Origin of the sequence: Sinorhizobium sojae CCBAU 05684 (assembly GCF_002288525.1) — a bacterium.
GTDB classification, from domain to species: Bacteria; Pseudomonadota; Alphaproteobacteria; order Rhizobiales; family Rhizobiaceae; genus Sinorhizobium; species Sinorhizobium sojae.
Window position 1 is genome coordinate 1,423,570 of sequence record NZ_CP023067.1, and the last position, 20,389, is coordinate 1,443,958.

Genomic DNA, 20,389 nt, shown 5'->3' on the forward strand with positions numbered 1-20,389 from the left:
GTACTGCCGATTCCCGGCACGTTACCAATGCGCACGCATATTTCCCACAAACTCAAAAAATGCAACGAAACACTGGATAAAAGGCACGAGCCAATGTAACAGGTGTTTCCGGAATCGGGGCCATTCAAAAGCCTCATTTGGCCAACAGGACAGCGGCGGCTGACGATATTCACCAGCGGAACGGCAGTTTCGTGACCGGATTTCAGGAGACGGAATCACAATGATCTTCAAGTCGAACTTCACCAAACGCGCGGGTATGGCAGCGCTGGCGCTCACCGTAGCAGCCGCCGGCGTGCCGGGCGTTGCATCCGCGCAGCAGGCGGGGGGCAAGGCGCCGCGTGGTTGGTTCAAGGTCTGCACAAAGCAGGAGGACAACGACGTCTGCATCGTGCAGAACCTGCTTACCGCCAATAACGGCCAGCTCGTCACTGCGGTCGGCCTGATCACCGTCTCCGGCAAGGTCAATCGCAAGGCGCTGCAGGTTTCCGTACCGTCCGCGCGCATGATCCCGCCGGGCGTCCAGATGCAGATCGACGGCGGCAAGGCCGTCAAGCTCGACTACGCGATCTGCATGCCCGACAAGTGCGTCGCCGAGGCGCCGCTTTCCGACGCAGTGATCGCCAGCCTGAAGAAGGGCAATGAGGTCGTCTTTACGTCGGTCAATTTCCAGCGCGCTCCCAATCCCATCAAGATGACGCTGGAAGGCTTCACCGGCGTCTTTGACGGCGAGCCGATCGAACAGTCGCAGCTCGAAGAGCGTCAGCGCCTGCTGCAGGAGGAAATGCAGAAGAAGGCCGAGGACGCGCGCAAGAAGCTGGAAGAGGCGCAGAAGGCCGCCAAGCAGCAGTAAGCGCGAAGCACCTACGAGCGAGTTCAGAAGCGCCCGGCATTGTCCGGGCGTTTCTCGTATCGATCGCCGAAAAGAAAAAGGTGCGAGCGGCTTCCCGCTCGCACCTGCTTTGGCTCACGATCTTGTGTCGAATCGACCCAAAATCATCGTGGTCAATGCTGGTAGACGGCCTTGGGCCTGTAGTGGCTATCGTCGGCCTTTTCAAACAGGGCGTCTACCTGAGCGTGCCGGATCGGCTGCCCGGTCTCGTCGGAGACGAGGTTCTGTTCCGAGACGTAGGCGACATATTCGCTGTCGTCGTTCTCGGCGAACAGGTGATAAAAAGGTTGATCCTTGGTTGGCCGGATCTCCTGCGGAATTGCATTCCACCAATCCTCGGTGTTTGCATATTCCGGATCGACGTCGAAGATGACGCCCCGAAACGGGAAGTACCGGTGCCGGACCACCTGCCCGATCTCGAATTTCGCGTTTCTCTGTTTCATGACGCAACACATCCTTTCAGATCATATCTGGGTTGTCGCGTGTGGAACATCAATAGCTACGCGTGCCTACTGCATGTCTCCTTTGATCGACCTCGATTCCAAGGACAAAGACATGCAGCAAATTAAAGTGTTACAGCGACCTTTGTGCGTCTGATAAGACGCGCGGCGCTGTAGTGACGACGCGTTAGTACCGTCGCATTTGAGAAAAGGCGGGCCTCCGAGAGGCCCGCCTTTTCCTGTCAAGTCCGGTCCACGCTGGAGCGGGCGGGGTCTGTCCGCATCAGACGGAGTAGTACATGTCGAACTCGACCGGATGCGGGGTCATTTCGAAGCGCATGACTTCCTGCATCTTGAGTTCGATGAACGAGTCGATCTGGTCGTCGTCGAAGACGCCGCCGGCGGTCAGGAACTTGCGGTCCTTGTCGAGGCTTTCCAGAGCTTCTCGCAGGCTGCCGCAAACCGTCGGAATCTTCTTCAGTTCCTTGGGCGGCAGATCGTAGAGATCCTTGTCCATCGCCTTGCCCGGATGGATCTTGTTCTTGATGCCGTCGAGGCCGGCCATCAGCATGGCGGCGAAGGCGAGGTAGGGGTTCGCGCTCGGGTCGGGGAAGCGGACTTCGACGCGCTTTGCCTTCGGGTTGCTGCCGAAGGGAATGCGGCAGGAGGCCGAGCGGTTGCGGGCGGAATAGGCGAGCAGAACCGGTGCTTCATAGCCCGGGACGAGGCGCTTGTAGGAGTTCGTCGACGGGTTGGTGAAGGCGTTGATCGCCTTGGCATGCTTGATGATGCCGCCGATGAAGTAGAGGCAGGTTTCCGAAAGGCCGGCATACTCGTCGCCGGCGAAGGTCGGCTTACCGTCCTTCCAGATCGACATGTGCACGTGCATGCCCGAACCGTTGTCGCCGAAGACCGGCTTCGGCATGAAGGTCGCGGTCTTGCCATAGGCATTGGCGACCTGATGCACGACATATTTGTAAATCTGCATCTTATCGGCGTTGCGGACGAGCGCGTCGAATTTGACGCCGAGCTCGTGCTGGGCGGCGGCCACTTCGTGGTGGTGCTTCTCCACCGTCACACCCATTTCGGCGAGCACCGTCAGCATCTCGGAGCGCATGTCCTGGCAGCTGTCGACCGGCGGAACCGGGAAGTAACCGCCCTTGACGCGCGGGCGATGGCCGAGGTTGCCCGTTTCGTAGTCGGAGTCGTCGTTGGAGGGCAGCTCGGTGCAGTCGAGCTTGAAGCCGGTATTGTAGGGATCGGCCTTGTACCGGACGTCGTCGAAGACGAAGAATTCGGCTTCCGGCCCGACGAAGACGGTGTCGCCGACGCCGGAGGCCTTGAGGTAGGCTTCGGCCTTTTTCGCGGTGCCGCGCGGGTCGCGGTTATAGGCTTCGCCGGAAACCGGATCGAGGATGTCGCACATGATGACCATGGTGGACTGCGCGAAGAACGGATCCATATGCGCCGTTTCCGGGTCGGGCATCAGCACCATGTCGGACTCGTTGATGGCCTTCCAGCCGGCGATCGAGGAGCCGTCGAACATGACGCCGTCGGCGAACATGTCCTCGTCGACGACAACAACATCCATGGTCACATGCTGCAATTTGCCTTTTGGATCGGTAAAGCGCAGGTCGACGAATTTGACGTCGTTTTCCTGGATCTGCTTCAGAACGTCACTCGCAGTCGTCATTTTTTGTAATTCCCTGTGTGAGATAACCAAGGTTTGACAATTCGGGGCCGGACGGCCCCAAGGATCGAACGAGGGTATGAGTAGAATGGGTGATCAGATGGCGTCGAGGCCGGTTTCGCCCGTACGGATACGAATGACTTCTTCGACGTTGGACACGAAGATCTTTCCGTCGCCGATGCGCCCGGTTTGCGCGGCGTTGCGGATCGCTTCGATTACCGCTTCCGCATTCTCGTCCGCGAGCACCACCTCGACTTTTACCTTCGGCAGGAAGTCGACGACATATTCGGCGCCGCGGTAAAGTTCCGTGTGTCCCTTCTGCCGTCCGAAGCCCTTTGCTTCCGTGACGGTGATACCCTGCAGGCCGACTTCCTGAAGGGCTTCCTTCACTTCGTCGAGCTTGAAGGGTTTTATGATCGCTTCGATCTTTTTCATGAGAAAATGTCTCTCCGCTTCTCCCTTTAAAGCTGGGTCATGCCCGCTCGCCGTCCAATATGCATGTAGCGTGCCAATTTTATAGGGAAATCATGCCTCGAACGCGAATTTTCCTGGGGCAAAGAAGCGGTTGCATCCGGGCGGCTCGCTTTCCCTCCGCTTCGATCTGCCTAATTTTTATGAAACTTGATCGTCTTATGCGCTCTGATGCGCCGGTGTCCGCGTGGGTTCGAGCGGACTGCATGTTGTTTGAGCAACAATAGTGTGCAAATGCCTAAATGGAAGGCATGCCGGCCGTCGATCCGTTGCTCTTGTCTTGTGCTCGCGCTCGCGCTTAGATCGGTCTCATGCGCAAGGCACTTCAGGACATATTGGTGACGCCGGCGGAGATGACGGCGGTCGACCAAGACGCGGCCGCCTCGGGCATCGACAGTTTCTCGCTCATGCGCTCGGCGGGTATGGCGGTGTCGGCGGCGGCCCTGCGGCTCTTTCCATCTGCCACCCGTTTCGTGGTGCTTTGCGGCCCCGGCAACAATGGCGGCGACGGTTATGTGGCGGCAGCCGCACTCGCCGAGAGTGGCGCGAGCCTCGCCGTCTTCGCTCCGGGCGACGTCGGCAAGCTGAAGGGCGATGCGGCGCGGGCACGCGCGACCTATGCCGGCGAGGTTCACGCGATAGAAACCTATGAGCCGCGAACCGGAGACGTGGTAATCGATGCTCTGTTCGGAGCGGGGCTCGTCCGCGATTTGCCGAAGGCAGTTCAGGAGGCCATCAGTCGGGTCGATGACAGGTGCCTACCCGTGATCGCCGTCGATCTCCCCTCCGGCATCGATGGACGGAGCGGCGCGGTACGCGGCGCGAGTTTCACCGCCACGCATACGGTGACCTTCATGGCCGCAAAACCTGGCCATCTGCTCCTGCCGGGGCGCACACACTGCGGCTCGCTCGAGGTGTTCGACATCGGTATCCCCGACCGTTTGGTGCGATCGCGTGCCGGCGACCTCAGGATCAATACGCCGGCGGTCTGGCAACAGCATGCGCGCGGCCTAGATCCGGCGACGCATAAATTCAAGCGCGGCCATCTCGTCGTATTTTCCGGACCGCAGACCTCCACCGGCGCCGCGCGCCTGTCGGCGATGGCCGGCCTCAACGCCGGCGCGGGGCTGGTGACGCTCGCCTCGCCGCCGGAGGCGCTAGCGGCCAACGCTGCGCATCTCACGGCCGTGATGCTCAAGGAAATAGGCAAGGCCGGCGATCTTGCCGAATGGCTGAAGGACAGGCGCTTAGGCGCATTCGTGCTGGGCCCTGGCTTCGGCGTCGGAAAGAAGGCGAGGGAGTTTGCGCTGATGCTCTGCGGCCGGGCGCTGGTCCTCGATGCCGACGCAGTGACGGCCTTCATGGAGCGGAGGACGGAGCTTTTCGACCGGATCGCGGCGGAGGGTGGGCAGGTGGTCATGACGCCGCACGAGGGCGAGTTTGCCCGTCTCTTCCCCGAGATCGCCGCCGACACTGCGCTCTCCAAGATCGAGAAGGCGCTGGCCGCTGCCAAGCTCAGCCATGCGGTGATCCTGTACAAGGGATCGGATACGGTCGTCGCGGCACCGTCCGGCCGCGCCGTCGTCAATGCGAATGCGCCGCCCTGGCTTGCCACAGCCGGATCAGGCGACGTGCTTACCGGCATCATCGGCGCGCACCTCGCGCAAGGGATGCCGGCTTTCGAAGCGGCCGCGGCCGCCGTCTGGCGCCATGGCGAGGCGGGCATGCGCGCCGGCCGCGGCACGACGGCCGAGACGCTTGTGGAGAACATTGCACCGCTTCCCGAATAGCCAGAGCATTTTGCAGACAGGTGGAAATCACCTGACGTCGCACAAGTGCGGCAGAACAAAGGATAGTGCGGCGGCGGGAACGCGCGTCCCGCTCACGATTTTAGGTCGGATCGACCTACAAAACCTGATCGATTCTAAGAAAGTTTGCGCGGGATGCGGGCGGAATACCGCGCACACTTTTCCTCATCCCGCGCTGGCGTTCAGTTTAGCCGCGCGTGCCCTTCGCAATCGGTTCCTGGTAGGTGAAGCCCAGGTCCCAGGGGAAGTATATCCAGGTGTCCTGGCTCACCTCGGTCACGAAGGTGTCGACCAGCGGGCGCCCCTTGGGCTTGGCGTAGACGGCAGCGAAATGCGCCTTCGGCAGCATGGCGCGTACCTCGGCCGCCGTCTTGCCGGTGTCGGTCAAGTCGTCGACGATCAGAACGCCTTCGCCGCCGTCACGGGCGATCTCCTCCGAGATTCCTTTGAGCACCCTCATCTGCCCCTGGGTGTCATAGTCGTGATAAGAGGCGATGCAGACGGTTTCGATCATGCGGATGTTGAGCTCGCGGCTGATGATCGCTGCCGGAACGAGACCGCCGCGAGTGATGCAGACCATTGCGCGCCACTCCTGCCCGTTATCGGCAAGCCGCCAGGCGAGCGCACGCGCGTCGCGGTGGAACTGATCCCAGGATACGGGAAAGGCTTTTTCGGGAAGGGACATGTGGGCGAACTCCGCAATCATGGAACAGAAACTCGTGGAGCGCCACCGGCCATCGGTCGGGAGCATCGGGCGCTTCAGTGATTTGAGCATGCAATACTGGCAACGAAGCCCGCTGTGCAAGGCCCTGCATAAGCTCTGACCGCAGGTGATCCATGACTAGGTCCTGACCCTAGACGCCGCGGGTCCGGGAGATGACGTCGATCATGGCCGCCACGTCGGCTTCCGCGGCGTCGAGATGCGAAGGGTCGCGCGCCCGAATGACGATGTCGGTTGAGAAGCTCTTGCCGTCGAATTTCGGATAGGAGCCGATGCTGGTCTCCGGGTGCTTCTTTTGAACATCGGTCAAGGGAACGCCTATGTCCCCTTCGCCGAACGGCGAACGGACCGTGCGCGACAGGATGGGAGTTCCGGCTTGCAGGGTGGGCAGGAGGGTATCGAGCATCGCCTGGAACACCTGCGGAACGCCGGCCATGACATAGACATTGCCGATCCGGAATCCCGGTGCCGTGGATACGGGATTGACGATGTGCTCGGCCCCGGCGGGCATGCGCGCCATCCGCTTGCGCGACTCGGTGAACTCCATGCCGCGCCGCTCGTACATTGCGCCGAGCAATTCCATCGCCTTGGGTTCGTGGATGCATTCGACGCCGAATGCCTTTGCGATCGCGTCGGCTGTTATGTCGTCGTGGGTCGGACCTATGCCGCCCGAGGTGAAGACGTGGTCGTAACGGCCGCGAAGCGCATTGACGGCCTCGACGATTGCCGCCTCGTCATCGGCAACGATGCGGACTTCGCGGAGATCGATGCCGAGCAGGGTCAGCATATCGGCGAGATGGCCGATATTCTTGTCCTTGGTCCGGCCGGAGAGAAGTTCGTCGCCGATGGCGAGCATGGCGGCGGTGACGATCGTGGCACTGGTCATGGATACTCCGGCGTGGTGGGATCGCTCAACACGGCCTCTTCAGCGAAGGAAATAGCGAAGGGTCTGTCGACTGCCCCGTTCTGGAAACACATGCATTTTGATAGTTCCTGCCGGCCCAGGCAATCAAGCGCTTTGCCGCAAGGCGGGGGTCGACGGGCGCCGGAACTGCGCGACGGAAGATCTGCATCGCAATACCTGCCTGACTCCCCTGATCTTATGGATAAGCATCTGCTGCGAAGGGCTGAGGGGGCGCTCAAAAATGGCACGACAATAGCCAATTTGTGCTAAGATCGCGCCTGGCAATACCACAGGCTAAGGAGGAGCATGCAGGCCGTGCGTGACGGCCTTGCGCATCGACCCGAACATCGGACCGGATTCTCGGAAAGCACGATGCGTATTCGAAGAATACAGCGTCATTGTGCGTCCTCAAAAGCACGGCGCTGAAACTGGGGGCTGGGATTACCACGGGAGTGCAGAATGGCGCGGATCGTTTATTCCATCGTTCCACACGACGGAGGCTGGGCTTACAAGGCGGGCGATGCGTATTCGGAGCCCTTTCCCAGTCGCGAGATGGCGGTAACGGCTGCCAGGATCGCGGCTGCCGAGCAGCAGGTCGGCGGCGAGGACGAGGAAATCAGCTTTCAGGACGAGGCGGGGAACTGGCATTTCGAGCATGCAGATGGGGGAGATCGCCCTGAGGCAACCGTCGAGGACGGCTGAACGATGATGCACTGAGAGGGCTTGCGGACAGGCACGCCCGGACATCTGCCGCCGATCTCACCGGCGGTGACGCGACGGAGGTTTCCATGCATTACAATGTTCAGATCTTCACCTGGAGCCCTCGACGGGGTGTGCATCAGGTGGGATCGGCAATCGCAATCGATGCGCCAAACGCCAAGGCAGCAGCGGTTTCGCTGCTCGGATTGCGGCTGGAAGACACGGGCGACTCGTCAAAACTTGCGGTCCGGGTCTGGCGGGGCGAGGACGCCGAAAAAGTCGATTGCGACTGCTTCTTCTATCATTGAGATCGGCCGCCGAACGGGCCGGATCGCGAGCCACGGACGCGCTCAGCGCGGCTTGCGGATGATCATTCGGAACCAGCCCGTGCGCTGGCTGAAGTGCTCTCGTGCGCGCAATTCCGCCTGACGCGCTTCGATGGCATTGGCGAAAGCGACCTTTCTTGCATCGATGGCGTGGCGCATTTCGGCAGGATCATCGCAATCCACCTGGACTTCGTTGGTCACGCTGGGCTCCTTTGCTTGCTGTCGAGGCTGACGAATGAGCGTCCGGCGATGAGAAGGAGCAGCTCGTCGCGCGTGCCGGCCTGGTAGGCCTCGATCAGCATCCTTCCGTAGTGTTGCGCCGGTGCGCTGGCGCGCGACCACCGGTTTTCAAGGCATAGCTGGTCGAATACGCGCTGAATCGCGGCCAAATCCTCGCGAAACAAGGGAACGTTGCTGGACGCTCGCATTGGATGCACGCACTTAACCCTCAGCCATCGGTGCAAGGACGATCTCGACGCACCTTCACCATGGCAGAAACACGCAGTGATTGAGACCCTGCCAAATCAGGGGTTGTGCGGATTTTTCGCGCTGGCGTTAAGGGGCAGCGGGAAGCGGTGCCGGTCGGCGAGCACGCCACGCATCAAACCGATCGCCATCATGATGATACGGGACAAAGTCACCCGTTTCTCGGAGATCAGAATGCAATAGATGATGCGCCAACGGCCAATATCGCGCCGTCCGCGGCGAGTCTCGGCCGCTTTTGTTGCGTATTCTGGAGTGTTTTTCTCACGATCAGCATCGCTGAATGCACTTTCTTCTTCGCTCTTCTTGTTGGAACCTATTCATCGCAAATGGGTTAAATCAGCGGCGTCAATTGAAGGAGAACGTCAATGGCTGATAGAGATCCAACCGTAATCAATACGGGCGGAAGTGGCGGCGGCGGTTGGGCCGTGGCTGCCATAGTCGTGGTTCTGGTGCTGGTCGGAGCCTTTTTCCTGTTCGGCGGTGATCTGTTCGACGGCGGCGGCGGTGGCGGCGACACCGACGTCAATGTGAATGCGCCCGATATCGAAGCTCCCGCTGGTGGCGGCGAGGCCACTCCAGCGCCTTCGGGCGGCGAGGCGGCTCCGGCACCTTCGGGCGGCGAGGTCACTCCTGCACCTTCGGGCGGAGAGGGAACGCAACCGGCTCCGGCGCAATAGGCGCCGGTAAAACGCGATAGCCACGCCTCGGAACGCGAGTTGCGCATTGCGCCTGGCGCTGTGCAACGGAGCGTGGAGGCGTGGAAGTTGCGCGCCCTCCGCCGATCCGGGACCTTGCCGCAAACATTTCCTTGACTGAATCGCCTCAGTGCTTGATCTAAGCCGCAGGCGGACGTGGCGAAACTGGTAGACGCAAGGGACTTAAAATCCCTCGGCCTTAGGCTGTACGGGTTCGACCCCCGTCGTCCGCACCAGCATCACCCGTTTCTGTCTTCCCGGTTTCGCTACTGCGCCGCAATCTGGAACGGTTGGTCGACGGTCGCGCTTTCGCCGCTGTTGATGTCGTTGAAGCGATAGCGCAGTACGTAGTCCCCGGCCGGTGCGCTGTTGATGTCGACGGTCAGCGTGGCGTAGATTTCCTGGTTTCGCATATAGCCGGTGAAGGTGAAGTCGCCGAACGCCTTTTGGCTGGCGAGAACGTCCCCGTCCGGATTCATTATCTCAAGATCAACCGTGAAGCGTGTCTCGACCTTGCCTTCGTCGCCGGCCTTTTTCCAGGTCAGCCCCACGGGCTCCACATAGGAGACGAGTTTCTCGCCGGCCTTGAAGGTCGAATCCTGCTTCGGTTCGTACATCGCGTAGCCGACCGGTGCGGCGGCCACGAAAACGGCCTTGCCGATCGCGAAGGGAAGCGTCTGGGAAAAATCGCTGACCGCTTGGCGCAGGGTCTCCCACGCAGCCGCCGTGTCGCCGGTGTTTGCCTGGCTTTCCGCTCTCGCTGCCGCATCGGAAAGCGGTCCCGCTTCGGCATCGAAGCCGATCGAGACTGCGGTCGCCAGGGCCGCAAGAAAGGGCAGGTGTCTTCGCATCGCGTTCCCCCGGACCCGCTCTGAAAAAAGCTTCGGCATTTGCGCCCGCAAGTCAAGATAAGCCAATGGGGCTAGATTACCCGCCGCCGGGGAGACGGCGGGCCTGCGGCCGTCTCAAATCGATGGTCTCGGCTGCAACAATGTGCGATAGCGACGGCAAACGGCAATCGGACGGATGATGCGAAATGAAGCAGGATGTTGAAACGGCGACGGCGGCAATGCGCGAAATCTTCCCGGCGACGCCGCTGCAACTCAATGATCACCTGAGCGCCCGCTTCGGTGCGTCCGTGTTTCTCAAGCGCGAGGACCTGTCGCCGGTTCGCTCCTACAAGATCCGCGGCGCCTTCAACTTCTTTCGAAAGGCGCTTGCGGCCGGGGCCACCGGCAAGACTTTCATCTGCGCTTCGGCGGGGAACCACGCCCAGGGCTTCGCATTCGTCTGCCGGCATTTCGGCGTGCCCGGCGTTGTGTTCATGCCGGTGACGACGCCGCAGCAGAAGATCGATAAGACCCGCATGTTCGGCGGTGAATTCATTACCATCCGGCTCTTCGGCGATATCTTTGACCAGTGCTATCAGGCGGCGCGCGACCATGTCGAGGCGATCGGCGGGATCATGGTGCCACCCTTCGACCATCGCGACATCATCGAAGGCCAGGCGACGGTTGCCGCGGAGATCGCCGAGCAGCTCCCCGCCGGCACGACCCCCGATCTCGTCGTGCTGCCCGTCGGTGGTGGCGGGCTCGCCGCGGGCGTCACCGGCTATTTCGGCGGCAGCCTGTCTGCCGACCGCTTCGTGTTTTGCGAGCCGGCGGGCGCTCCGAGCCTGAGGCGGAGTCTCGAGGCTGGCAGCGTGATCACACTCGACCAGGTGGACAACTTCGTCGATGGCGCGGCCGTCGCGCGGATCGGCGATCTCAATTTCGCTGCGCTTGGCGGGTTCCGGCCCGAGCAGGTGATGCTTCTGCCCGAAAATGCCATCTGCCTGACGATCACCGAGATGCTGAATGTCGAAGGCGTCGTGCTCGAGCCGGCGGGAGCGCTCGCCATCACCGCATTGGAGGCGCTCGGTCGCGAGCGGCTTGAAGGCAAGACCGTCGTTGCCGTCGTCTCCGGGGGCAATTTCGACTTCGAACGCCTGCCTGACGTGAAGGAGCGGGCGATGCGGCATGCCGGGCTCAAGAAATATTTCATCCTGCGCATGGCCCAGCGACCGGGGGCGCTGCGCGATTTCCTGAATCTTCTTGGCGAGGAGGACGATATTGCCCGCTTCGAATATCTGAAGAAGTCGGCGCGCAATTTCGGCTCCGTGCTCATCGGCATCGAGACAAAACATGCCGAGAACTTCCCGATCCTGAAGCAGCGCTTCGATGCGGCGGGGCTGCGCTACCAGGACATTTCCGAAAACGAGATCCTGTCCAACCTGATCATTTGATCGGCGATGCCACAGCGCCGCGCGTTTCATCAGGCGTGCAGAGGTCGCTGTAGCACTGCGTGCCCCTGTCCCTGAACCGAAGTCGGTCCGACGAGACATGCAGTAGGCCAGGGAGGCGGGTCAAGTTTACTTTGACAGGGCCGGCCGTCGCGGCTAACCATAGGGCATGGCATCGTTTTTCTCGAAACTTTTCGGTCGTTCGCGGGGCTCCGAAACTGAGGCTGAACCGGCCGCAGGTAAGACGGAGAACTATGCGGATTGCCTGATCCGCGCGACACCGATTCGCGAGGGAGCGCAGTTCCGGCTCGCTGGCAGCATTGAAAAGGCGATGCCCGACGGCGCCACGAAGACGCGCAATTTTATCCGCGCAGACCTTTTCTCGTCCGAGCAGGACGCCATCGATTCGGCTCTCAGGAAGGGCCGGCAGATCGTCGACGAGCAGCGCGCCGCCCTTTTTGCCGACGAAGCCCAGACCCGCTCGGTTTAGCGCACTGGCCCGAAATCGGAACCGATTTTCGGAAAGCTCGACGCGCAGATTCAAAGAGTTACAACGACCTTTGCGCGTCTGAAAAGACGAATCCGATCGCACCTCTTGCCAAGAGAGATTGAGGGGGCGTGGCGCCGATTTCGATCGGGCGCCACGCACCATGATACAACGCTTAAAGCCGGATGCGGAAACGGGCGAAGCCTTCGGATCCGTCGCCGGCGTCTTCGATCGCGATGGCCTTCACATCGGCCAGGAACTGCCGTGCCTTGGGCCCGCTGTCGAAGACGACGCTGGTGTTCTCCATCGGCGCGAATTTCCAATTGGCATCGGCCGACGGATTGATCGTTTCCTGCTCGATGATGTAGCGCACGATGACGTCACGATTGGTATCGGGCGCGACGAAGACGACCTTGTCGGCCGCGATCTCCGGAAAATTGCCGCCGCCGCCGGCGCGATAGTTGTTGGTCGCCACGACGAACTTTTGTGCGGGATCGATCGGCTTGCCGTCGAATTCGAGGTTGCGGATGCGGCGGGTTTCCGGGTTCACGACGGTACCGTCCTTGTCGAACATCGCCGGCTGCGACAAGTCGATCTCGTAGGTGACGCCGTCGATCACGTCGAAATTATAGGACGGGAAATCGCCATCGATCAGGTTTGCATCCGTCGATCCGGGCGCGATCTGGTCGAAGATGCCGGCGGACATTTCCAGCCAGTTGCGCACCTGCTCACCGGTGATGACGACGGCCTGCACCGTATTCGGGTAGAGGTAGAGATCGGCGACATTCTTGATGGCGATGTCGCCGGCCGGCACGTCCGTATAGTACTCGGCGCCGCCGCGTCCGCCGGCCTTGAACGGTGCTGCCGCCGAAAGAACCGGCAGATCCCGGTATCCGGTGTCTTTCAGCATCTCGCGGATGTACCAGGTCTGCGCCTGGCTGACGATCTGCACCGAAGGGTCGTCGGCGACGAGGGCGAAATAGGAATAAAGTGGTGCCGAAGTCTTGCCGACAGGCGTGCGGACATAGGCGAGCGTCGCCTCGTGGTCCTTCTCGGCGGCAGCCAGCACCTCCGGCTTGTCGCCGACTTCCGCGATCACCTTCTTCTCCTCACGCCTGAAGATCGGCCGCGCCTCGCTGGTCGAATTCACCACGCGCCATTGGCCGCCGTCGCGCTCGAGGAGCAGGTCGATCAGGCCGAGATGCGAGCCCCAGAAGCCGCCCATCACGCCGGGCTTTCCGGAAATCAGCCCTTTCGCATTGTCGATACCCGCCACGCCTTCAAATTTCGGGCCGGGGAAATCGAGATGGCTATGGCCGGTTACGATGGCATCGATGCCGTCGATCGCAGCCAGCGGAATGGAGGCGTTCTCGAGGTTTTCGGCATAGGCCTGCTGTCCGATGCCGGAGTGGGAAAGCGCGACCACGAGATCGGCGCCTTCCTCCCGCATCTGCGGCACCCAGGCCTCCGCGGCCGTGACGATATCGCGGGCATTCGCCTTGCCCTCGAGATTCTTGGCGTCCCAGGTCATGATCTGTGGCGGCACGAAGCCGATCAGGCCGATGCGGATCGAGTGTTCCTGGCCGCTACCGTCCCTGACTTTGCGGTCGAGGATCACATAGGGCTTGAGGAAGAGCGCATCCTCGCGCGGGTTTGCGGCAAGCGTGCCCTTCGTCAGGTTGGCGCAGACGAGCGGGAAGTTCGCGCCGTTCGTCACGTTGAACAGGAAGTCGAGCCCGTAATTGAACTCGTGATTGCCGAGCGTGCCGCAATCGTAGCCGAGCACGTTCATGGCGGCGATGATCGGATGCATGTCGCCTTCCTTCATTCCGCGCTGATAGGCGATATAGTCGCCCATCGGATTTCCCTGCAGGAAATCGCCATTGTCGACGAGGATGGAGTTCGTCGCCTCGGCGCGGATCGCGTCGATGATCGAGGCGGTGCGCGCAAGCCCCATCGTGTCGTTCGGCTTGTCGGCATAATAATCGTAGGGGAAGACATGCACGTGGAGATCCGTCGTTTCCATGATGCGCAGATGCGCCTGATTCGCGGCCGCGCGGGCAGAGAAGGGGTGCAGCACGGCAAGTGCGGACGTAGCGGCCAAGCCGCCAAGCAGGGCGCGGCGCGATATGGGATGCAAAGCGGTGGATGGCATGGGCGGATCTCCGTAGTTTTTCAACGCGGGCGGCGCTCGCTGCGGCTGTCCCCGCGCAGGCCGTGATGTTACTGCAACTTCGCCGCGTGACTATGACGAATTGCGGCCATAATACCAACCTGCACCGATATTGACCGAAAGCGCCCGGCCCTTCGGGTGGGCCGTCTGTCGGTCGCCGGCCGAGTCGCAATCCTCGACCGATGCATGAGCATCGCTCTGCGGTGTGCTCCTCACCGGACACCCGCGGCCGGTCCCACGCAATCGGTCAATATCGGTGCAGGTTGGTATAAGCCAAAGCAGCAAAATCTTGGGGGTCGCCGGCCTCTGCGACCCGGTGGGTAAAGCTTTCTTCAAATTTTATCGTTAAGTAACCATCCGGTTGAAATCGGAAGCTACGTGCTCGCATGCCAAACGCCAATCTGATGCTGTTTCTCGGTGAGGCGCTGGTTTATGTCGCGGCCATGATCGGGCTTCTGCATCTGCGGACGCGACTGGGGCTCGGCGTCTTCGTGGCGGCGCTCGGCGTCATGCATTTCATCGAGACCTACCTCGCGGCGGTCTTCTACGTCCAGCTACCGTTCGGCGTCATTTCGCCCGGCTCGGCCGTGTTCTTTTCCGGCAAGCTCATGGTGATCCTCCTTCTTTATGTGAAGGAGGACGCTGCGACCGTGCGCCAGCCGATCTACGGACTGCTTGCCGGCAATTTCTTGATAGTCGCGCTAAGCCTGCTGCTGAGGCAGCATGACACCGTGGCGATCGTGCAGAATCGCGTCGCCGACATCGCCTTCATCGACGAAATGGGATGGCTGATGGTCTGGGGTACGACGCTTCTCTATTTCGACGCGATCATCATCATCCTGCTGTACGAGAGGCTGGGGCGCTGGTTCCGCCGATTTGTGACCATCCGGTTCATGATCTGCGGGGCGGCCGTGCTGACCTTCGATCAGGTAGGCTTTTATACGGCACTTCATTACATCAACGGTGCCCCCTTCGACGTCTTCTGGGGCGGCTGGATGGCGAAGATGCTGGCTGCGCCCTTCTATGCGCTGGCGATCGGCTTCTATCTCAACGCCTCGCGCCACACATTCCTGGCGATTTCCGATCGCCCCCTGGGCGATGTCTTCAACGATCTGACCTTCCGCGAACGCTATGAGGATCTCTTGTCCCGGTCCGGTCACGACGCGCTGACGGGGGCGCTCGACCGCGGGCGCTTCGAGAGTGAAGGCCAGCAGGTCATGCGCGAGGCTGCGGCCAAGGATGCGCCGGTCAGCCTGCTGCTCATTGACGTCGATCGCTTCAAGAGTGTCAACGACGCGCTCGGCCATGTTGAGGGCGATCGGGTGCTGAAGAAGCTCGTTGAGACGGTAAGGGACCAACTGCGGCCGGTGGACCGCCTATTCCGCTACGGCGGTGAGGAATTCGTCGTTCTTTGCCCCGGTCTAGCCTATGCGGATGCGCACGCACGTGCCGAAGACATAAGGCTTGCGGTCTCCAAGAGAGTGACGACAAGCACCGGCCTGCCGGTGACGATCAGCATCGGCGTTTCAGCGACGCTTGCGGACGGCACCGACGTTCGCGCGCTGCTGTCGGAGGCGGATGTTCGCCTTTATGCGGCCAAAAGCGCTGGCCGCAATCGCGTCGTCGGCCGCTGAACGGCCTTCAAATTCCGACATTCGGGCGATCGATGATCTCGCGAAGAGAGAAGCTTGAATTGATCTTCACCACATGCGGCAGCGCCGACAACCAGTCGCGGTGGATGCGTTCGTAGTCTTCGAGGTCCTTCGCCGCCACCCGCAGGATGTAGTCGTATTCCCCGGACATCAGATAGCACACGAGCACATTGGGACAGAGCTTCACGGCCGCCTCGAACTCGGCGAGCGTCTTGGCGAACTGGCCCGATAGCGAAATATGCACGATGGCCATGATCTTGTAGTCGAGCGCCTTGTGGGCAACGCGGGCGTGGTAGCCGGCGATCGTGCCGGATTTCTCGAGCAGGTCGACCCGCCGGGAGCAGGCGGACGGCGACAGGCCGACCTTCGCGGCGAGGTCGGCATTGGAGATCCGGCCGTTCTGTTGAAGCACCCGCAGGATCGAACGATCGATGGCATCGAGGTCGCTCATTGGTGGTTTCCTTCAAAAATAGAGCACGCTGCGCAATAATGCACGAATCTCATGCGGGACCAGACCCCTCTTTGCAAGGACATTCGCGGCCTCATCTGTTTTGCTGGCTTCTCAGCAATGCGGCGAAGGCCAACAAATAAGAGAGGAACGCCAGGATGCGTGTCGGTTGCCCGAAGGAAATCAAGAATCATGAATACCGCGTCGGCCTGACGCCCGGATCGGTGAGGGAATATGTCGCCCATGGTCATGAGGTCATCGTGGAGACCAAAGCCGGGGCGGGGATCGGGGCGGACGACGACGCCTACCGTGCGGCCGGCGCGCGGATCGTGCCGACGGCCAAGGACGTGTTCGAGAAGTCGGACATGGTCGTCAAGGTCAAGGAGCCGCAACCGTCCGAATGGACGCAGTTGCGCGAAGGCCAGATCCTCTACACTTACCTGCACCTGGCACCCGATCCCGAACAGACGAGGGGACTTCTGAGTTCAGGCGTCACCGCAATCGCTTACGAGACGGTCACGGATGAGCGCGGCGGCCTGCCGCTGCTTGCGCCGATGTCGGAAGTCGCCGGCAGGCTTTCGATCCAGGCTGGGGCCACCTCCCTGCAAAAGGCAAATGGCGGCCGAGGTGTCCTGCTCGGCGGTGTGCCCGGCGTGCTTCCGGCCAAGGTCACGATCATCGGCGGCGGCGTTGTCGGCCTGCATGCGGCGAAGATGGCGGTCGGCCTCGGCGCTGACGTTTCGATCCTCGACCGGTCGATTCCCCGCCTGCGCCAGCTCGACGATATTTTCAACGGCCGTATCCACACGCGTTATTCGACGATCGATGCGCTCGAGGAGGAGGTGTTCTCCGCCGACCTCGTGATCGGTGCCGTGCTCATACCGGGCGCCGCCGCTCCCAAGCTCGTCACGCGGGAAATGCTCTCGGGCATGAAGAAGGGCGCCGTTGTCGTCGACGTTGCCATCGACCAGGGCGGCTGCTTCGAGACTTCGCATGCGACCACGCATTCCGAACCTACCTATGAGGTCGATGGAATCGTGCATTATTGCGTTGCCAATATGCCGGGGGCCGTGCCGATCACATCGGCTCAAGCGCTCAACAATGCGACGCTGCACTACGGGCTCCAACTCGCCGACCGTGGTCTGAAGGCCGTCACCGAAGATCGACACCTGCGGGCGGGTCTCAACGTGCATCGCGGCCGCGTGACGAACGCCGCCGTGGCCGAAGCGCTCGGCTACGACGCCTTCGCTCCGGAGGCGGTGCTGAACGTCGCCTGACGGCGGGTTCGATCGAACCGCGGGCCTCTCGGGTGCCGTAAACCTGCGACAGCGCTGTGCGTCCTATCGGGCGCACGGCGCTGTCGTGCTTTACATCGGGAGGTTCAGCGCCTTTCGACGCGGCACTGGTAACAATTGTACCTAGCGGATCGCACATGCACGAAGACGACGTCGGGCCGCGCCAGCAATTCCTCGGCGCGCTGTTCGAGCGCTTCCTGGGCGACCACCCCGCCGGTCCCATAGACGATTCGCTCATCCGCACCGTAGCCGCGAAGAAGAAATTCCCGGCTTGAAGCGAGAATCGGCGGTACAGAATCTTCGTCCGGGGCAAGGCACTTGTCGGCATGCAGAAATATCGGCCCCGTTTCAGCGTAAGGCTGGGCTGACGAAAACGGCCGATATGCGAGGATCAGATAGGCTTGGCCCGCTTCGACATTGCGAAGACAATGCCGGCACGGAACACCGTCACCGTCTGAAATGTGCCGCTCGGGCAGCTTGCCATAGGCGTCGCGGCCGCCCTGCCAGATCCGGCGTGCCTCGTCGTCAGGCATGGCGATGTAGCGCAAAGTCATCGAGTATTCTCCTCATCAAATTATCGAGGACAATGCGCCTTGGTGACCAGTGGCGACACCCGAAACTTGCTGTGCTCTTCTTACAGCTTCTTCGCAATTGCGAGCAGTTCTTCGTCCGTCAGCGGTTCGATCGTAGCCTCTCCCGTCGCAACGGGCGAGAAGCCGAACTGCTGATAGAGCTGCAGCGCACGCGGGTGGTCGAGGCTGTTGGTCGAGACCTTGACCTTGGACGGGTCCATGGCCCAGGCGGCAAGCAGGGTCTGCAGCAGGAACCATTTCCCCAGCCCAAGCCCGAGCGCATGCTCCATGAGCCCGAAATGGGTGATCTCCACGACGTCGTCATCCCGCTGCTGCAGTTCGAAATAGCCGGCCGGTGCGCCGTTGACGTAGAGAACGCTCAGCGACGTTCGCTTGTCGTGCAGCAGGGCCGCCAGTTCCGCGTCGCCCATGCGCAGGCGGTCCGTCCAGTGCCAACGCTTGCCGACGCGCAGATAAAGAAAGCGATAATAGGCAAGCGGGATATCGAGAACCCGGAGGATCGCCGTATGGATGTTCACAGGCATCGGCAGGCTCTGCTTCGGCGGCGACGTCATTTCGAGCTTGGTGACTTGTGCCGTGATTGCGGCAGATTTCGATCCTTGCATGACCTTCACTCTCTACCGAATGCGACGGGCGTATCGGGGCGCCCGCCCCATTCCGACCAGGAACCATCATAAAGCGTATTGTTCGTATGTCCCAATGATTGGAGCGCAAGTGTGATGATGGCGGCGGTAACGCCGGATCCGCAGGTGGTGACGACCGGCTTCGCCATGTCGATACCGGCATCCGCAAATATCGCGTGCAGCGATTCGAGGTCCTTCAGCTTGCCGTTCTCGGAGAAGACGCCGGAGGGCAGGTTCTTGGCGCCGGGCATATGGCCCGACCGCATGCCCGCCCGCGGCTCCGGCTCCTCGCCGGTAAATCGCCCGGCACTGCGTGCATCGGCAACCTGCGCCAGGCGGTTTTCGACGATGTCCTTCATGCGCTCGAAGGCGGTGACAGCCGTCGCGTTCAAGGCCGGGTGGAAGCTGCGTGGCGCGGGGCTTGGAACCTCGCTTGTCGTCGGACGGCCTTCCGCCTTCCAGCCGTCCATGCCGCCGTCCAGAACATAGACGTTTTTCGCGCCCATGATCCGGAACATCCACCAGACCCTCGGCGCCGTGAAGATGCCGGGGCCGTCATAGACGACGATCGTGTCGTCTTCGCCAATGCCCATGGCGCCGACGGCCTCGGCAAAGGCTTGCTGCGAGGGGAGGGTGTGGGGCAGCCCGCTCGTTTGGTCGGCGATCGCATCCTGGTCGAAAAAGACGGCGCCGGGTATATGGGCCGCCGCATATTCCGCCTTCGGGTCGCGGTTCTGCGCCGGCAGGTACCAGGCGGCATCGACGATCCTGACCTTCGGATCGCCGAGGCGCTGCTCCAGCCAGTCGGCGGAGACAACGAAGGTGCTCTTGTTGTTCTTGTCGTTCATCTCGTCACTCCACACGTGCGGCGCCTGGTGCCTCAAAAAATGTGCAGCAGTTTGAGGCAGCGACATGCACGAAAATCAAAGGCCCGCAGCGCGTAACACGAATGCGCTTCAGACGGCAGATTGATCGTCCGGCGTTCCGAATCGTATGCGAAACCGCCGGTTTTCCTTACCCTTCTTTTCGATCTTTGCGATGTGGATCGCGCCGACCTCCTGGGTCTCCGACACATGGGTGCCGCCGCAGGGCTGGCTGTCGATGGCGGAGTTCTCTCCGATGCAGACGAGGCTCACGCGCCCGAGCCCGACGGGAGGTCGGACATTCTTCGATTTGACGATGGCCGGGTTGGCGGCGAGTTCCTCATCGGTGATCCATTGCACGTAGACGGGGTGATTCTCGTCGACGAGTTTCATCAGCGCCGCGGTCACTTGGTTCTTGTCGATCGGTTCGCTCATGTCGAAATCGACGCGGCTTTCCTCCTCGCTGACGGCCGCGCCGGTGATCGGGTAGGGGCATACGACGGAAAGCAGGTGGCAGGCCGTGTGCATGCGCATCAGCCTATAGCGACGCGGCCAGTCGATGTGCAGGACGAGCTTTTCGCCGATGGCGGGGCGCGGCCGCCCGGCCCCGGGCAGGTGCACGATGGTGTCCTTGGTGGCGCCATGCCGTGTGTCGACGATGGGAATGCGGCTTCCGTCCCCGCGCTCGAAAAAACCCGTGTCGCCGGGTTGGCCGCCGGAGGTTGCGTAGAAGCAGGTTTGGTCCAGTTCGATTCCGCCATCCTCCAGGATACCCGTGACATGCGCTTCGCAGGTCGAGAGATAGAAATCGTCACGGAAGAGGGCGGTCACGCTTCTGGTCATCG

The 20,389-nt window shown here is 61.5% G+C and carries 22 protein-coding genes and 1 tRNA gene; 10 read left to right on the forward strand and 13 right to left on the reverse strand.

Annotated elements, in window-relative coordinates; translation table 11 throughout:
* The first annotated feature begins 220 nt into the window (after positions 1–220).
* Positions 221–850: an invasion associated locus B family protein gene (locus SJ05684_RS07070; protein ID WP_034857400.1), complete on the forward strand. Its 630-nt coding sequence runs from the start codon at positions 221–223 to the stop codon at positions 848–850.
* A gap of 152 nt (positions 851–1,002) precedes the next feature.
* Here the strand turns inward: SJ05684_RS07070 and hspQ are convergent, their stop codons facing one another.
* The 3 genes from hspQ to SJ05684_RS07090 form a co-directional block, all read right to left on the reverse strand.
* Complete coding sequence (hspQ, locus tag SJ05684_RS07075; protein WP_034857399.1) at positions 1,003–1,332, reverse strand: heat shock protein HspQ; 330 nt, start codon at positions 1,330–1,332, stop codon at positions 1,003–1,005.
* A gap of 280 nt (positions 1,333–1,612) precedes the next feature.
* Positions 1,613–3,022: a type I glutamate--ammonia ligase gene (glnA, locus tag SJ05684_RS07085; protein ID WP_034857398.1), complete on the reverse strand. Its 1,410-nt coding sequence runs from the start codon at positions 3,020–3,022 to the stop codon at positions 1,613–1,615.
* A gap of 93 nt (positions 3,023–3,115) precedes the next feature.
* Positions 3,116–3,454, reverse strand: coding sequence for a P-II family nitrogen regulator (locus tag SJ05684_RS07090; protein WP_003528058.1), 339 nt, complete (start codon positions 3,452–3,454; stop codon positions 3,116–3,118).
* A gap of 347 nt (positions 3,455–3,801) precedes the next feature.
* Between SJ05684_RS07090 and SJ05684_RS07095 the strand changes: the two genes are divergently transcribed.
* On the forward strand, positions 3,802–5,280 hold the full coding sequence (locus tag SJ05684_RS07095; protein WP_034857392.1) for a bifunctional ADP-dependent NAD(P)H-hydrate dehydratase/NAD(P)H-hydrate epimerase: 1,479 nt from the start codon (positions 3,802–3,804) through the stop codon (positions 5,278–5,280).
* A 205-nt stretch (positions 5,281–5,485) separates the two neighbouring features.
* Here the strand turns inward: SJ05684_RS07095 and gpt are convergent, their stop codons facing one another.
* Both gpt and SJ05684_RS07105 read right to left on the reverse strand, forming a co-directional pair.
* A complete protein-coding gene (gene gpt / locus SJ05684_RS07100; protein WP_034857470.1) occupies positions 5,486–5,983 on the reverse strand; it encodes a xanthine phosphoribosyltransferase in 498 nt (165 codons plus the stop codon).
* Positions 5,984–6,152: 169 nt separating this feature from the next.
* On the reverse strand, positions 6,153–6,905 hold the full coding sequence (locus SJ05684_RS07105; protein WP_034857391.1) for a competence/damage-inducible protein A: 753 nt from the start codon (positions 6,903–6,905) through the stop codon (positions 6,153–6,155).
* 477 nt (positions 6,906–7,382) lie between these two features.
* Between SJ05684_RS07105 and SJ05684_RS07110 the strand changes: the two genes are divergently transcribed.
* Together SJ05684_RS07110 and SJ05684_RS07115 are read left to right on the forward strand one after the other, a co-directional pair.
* The gene (locus SJ05684_RS07110) at positions 7,383–7,625 is read left to right on the forward strand and encodes a DUF2188 domain-containing protein (protein ID WP_034857390.1); all 243 of its coding nucleotides are present in this window, start codon (positions 7,383–7,385) and stop codon (positions 7,623–7,625) included.
* Between the two features lie 86 nt (positions 7,626–7,711).
* Complete coding sequence (locus SJ05684_RS07115) at positions 7,712–7,930, forward strand: hypothetical protein (protein ID WP_034857388.1); 219 nt, start codon at positions 7,712–7,714, stop codon at positions 7,928–7,930.
* 42 nt (positions 7,931–7,972) lie between these two features.
* Here SJ05684_RS07115 and SJ05684_RS29965 read toward each other — a convergent pair whose 3' ends face one another.
* Positions 7,973–8,149, reverse strand: coding sequence for a hypothetical protein (locus SJ05684_RS29965; RefSeq protein WP_172901115.1), 177 nt, complete (start codon positions 8,147–8,149; stop codon positions 7,973–7,975).
* A 650-nt stretch (positions 8,150–8,799) separates the two neighbouring features.
* Here SJ05684_RS29965 and SJ05684_RS07125 point away from each other — a divergent pair.
* Both SJ05684_RS07125 and SJ05684_RS07130 read left to right on the forward strand, forming a co-directional pair.
* Positions 8,800–9,111 (forward strand): hypothetical protein, encoded by a 312-nt coding sequence (locus tag SJ05684_RS07125; protein ID WP_034857386.1) that lies wholly within the window; start codon positions 8,800–8,802, stop codon positions 9,109–9,111.
* Between the two features lie 168 nt (positions 9,112–9,279).
* A tRNA-Leu gene (locus SJ05684_RS07130) sits at positions 9,280–9,365 on the forward strand.
* Positions 9,366–9,395: 30 nt separating this feature from the next.
* Here the strand turns inward: SJ05684_RS07130 and SJ05684_RS07135 are convergent.
* Positions 9,396–9,980 (reverse strand): hypothetical protein, encoded by a 585-nt coding sequence (locus SJ05684_RS07135; RefSeq protein ID WP_034857469.1) that lies wholly within the window; start codon positions 9,978–9,980, stop codon positions 9,396–9,398.
* 185 nt (positions 9,981–10,165) lie between these two features.
* Between SJ05684_RS07135 and ilvA the strand changes: the two genes are divergently transcribed.
* Entirely contained in the window at positions 10,166–11,413 is a 1,248-nt protein-coding gene (ilvA, locus tag SJ05684_RS07140; protein ID WP_034857385.1) for a threonine ammonia-lyase, read from the forward strand.
* A gap of 166 nt (positions 11,414–11,579) precedes the next feature.
* Positions 11,580–11,900, forward strand: coding sequence for an HlyU family transcriptional regulator (locus SJ05684_RS07145; RefSeq protein WP_034857384.1), 321 nt, complete (start codon positions 11,580–11,582; stop codon positions 11,898–11,900).
* Between the two features lie 172 nt (positions 11,901–12,072).
* Here the strand turns inward: SJ05684_RS07145 and SJ05684_RS07150 are convergent, their stop codons facing one another.
* The gene (locus SJ05684_RS07150; protein ID WP_034857383.1) at positions 12,073–14,052 is read right to left on the reverse strand and encodes a bifunctional 2',3'-cyclic-nucleotide 2'-phosphodiesterase/3'-nucleotidase; all 1,980 of its coding nucleotides are present in this window, start codon (positions 14,050–14,052) and stop codon (positions 12,073–12,075) included.
* 404 nt (positions 14,053–14,456) lie between these two features.
* Between SJ05684_RS07150 and SJ05684_RS07155 the strand changes: the two genes are divergently transcribed.
* On the forward strand, positions 14,457–15,704 hold the full coding sequence (locus SJ05684_RS07155) for a GGDEF domain-containing protein (protein WP_034857382.1): 1,248 nt from the start codon (positions 14,457–14,459) through the stop codon (positions 15,702–15,704).
* A 7-nt stretch (positions 15,705–15,711) separates the two neighbouring features.
* On the opposite strand, the gene SJ05684_RS07160 is transcribed toward SJ05684_RS07155, so the two are convergent.
* Complete coding sequence (locus SJ05684_RS07160) at positions 15,712–16,173, reverse strand: Lrp/AsnC family transcriptional regulator (RefSeq protein WP_034857381.1); 462 nt, start codon at positions 16,171–16,173, stop codon at positions 15,712–15,714.
* Positions 16,174–16,328: 155 nt separating this feature from the next.
* On the opposite strand from SJ05684_RS07160, the gene ald reads away from it, so the two are divergent.
* Positions 16,329–17,447 carry an alanine dehydrogenase gene (ald, locus tag SJ05684_RS07165; protein WP_034857380.1) on the forward strand — a complete coding sequence of 373 codons (1,119 nt, stop codon included), beginning with the start codon at positions 16,329–16,331 and terminating at the stop codon, positions 17,445–17,447.
* Positions 17,448–17,551: 104 nt separating this feature from the next.
* Here ald and SJ05684_RS07170 read toward each other — a convergent pair whose 3' ends face one another.
* From SJ05684_RS07170 to SJ05684_RS07185, 4 genes are all read right to left on the reverse strand, one after another.
* Positions 17,552–18,019 (reverse strand): DUF1203 domain-containing protein, encoded by a 468-nt coding sequence (locus SJ05684_RS07170; protein ID WP_034857378.1) that lies wholly within the window; start codon positions 18,017–18,019, stop codon positions 17,552–17,554.
* A gap of 80 nt (positions 18,020–18,099) precedes the next feature.
* Complete coding sequence (locus SJ05684_RS07175) at positions 18,100–18,663, reverse strand: GNAT family N-acetyltransferase (protein ID WP_034857377.1); 564 nt, start codon at positions 18,661–18,663, stop codon at positions 18,100–18,102.
* A gap of 5 nt (positions 18,664–18,668) precedes the next feature.
* A complete protein-coding gene (gene sseA / locus SJ05684_RS07180; protein WP_034857376.1) occupies positions 18,669–19,529 on the reverse strand; it encodes a 3-mercaptopyruvate sulfurtransferase in 861 nt (286 codons plus the stop codon).
* A gap of 108 nt (positions 19,530–19,637) precedes the next feature.
* Positions 19,638–20,387, reverse strand: a complete 750-nt coding sequence (locus SJ05684_RS07185) for an alanyl-tRNA editing protein (RefSeq protein WP_034857375.1) — start codon at positions 20,385–20,387, stop codon at positions 19,638–19,640.
* Positions 20,388–20,389: the final 2 nt, after the last annotated feature.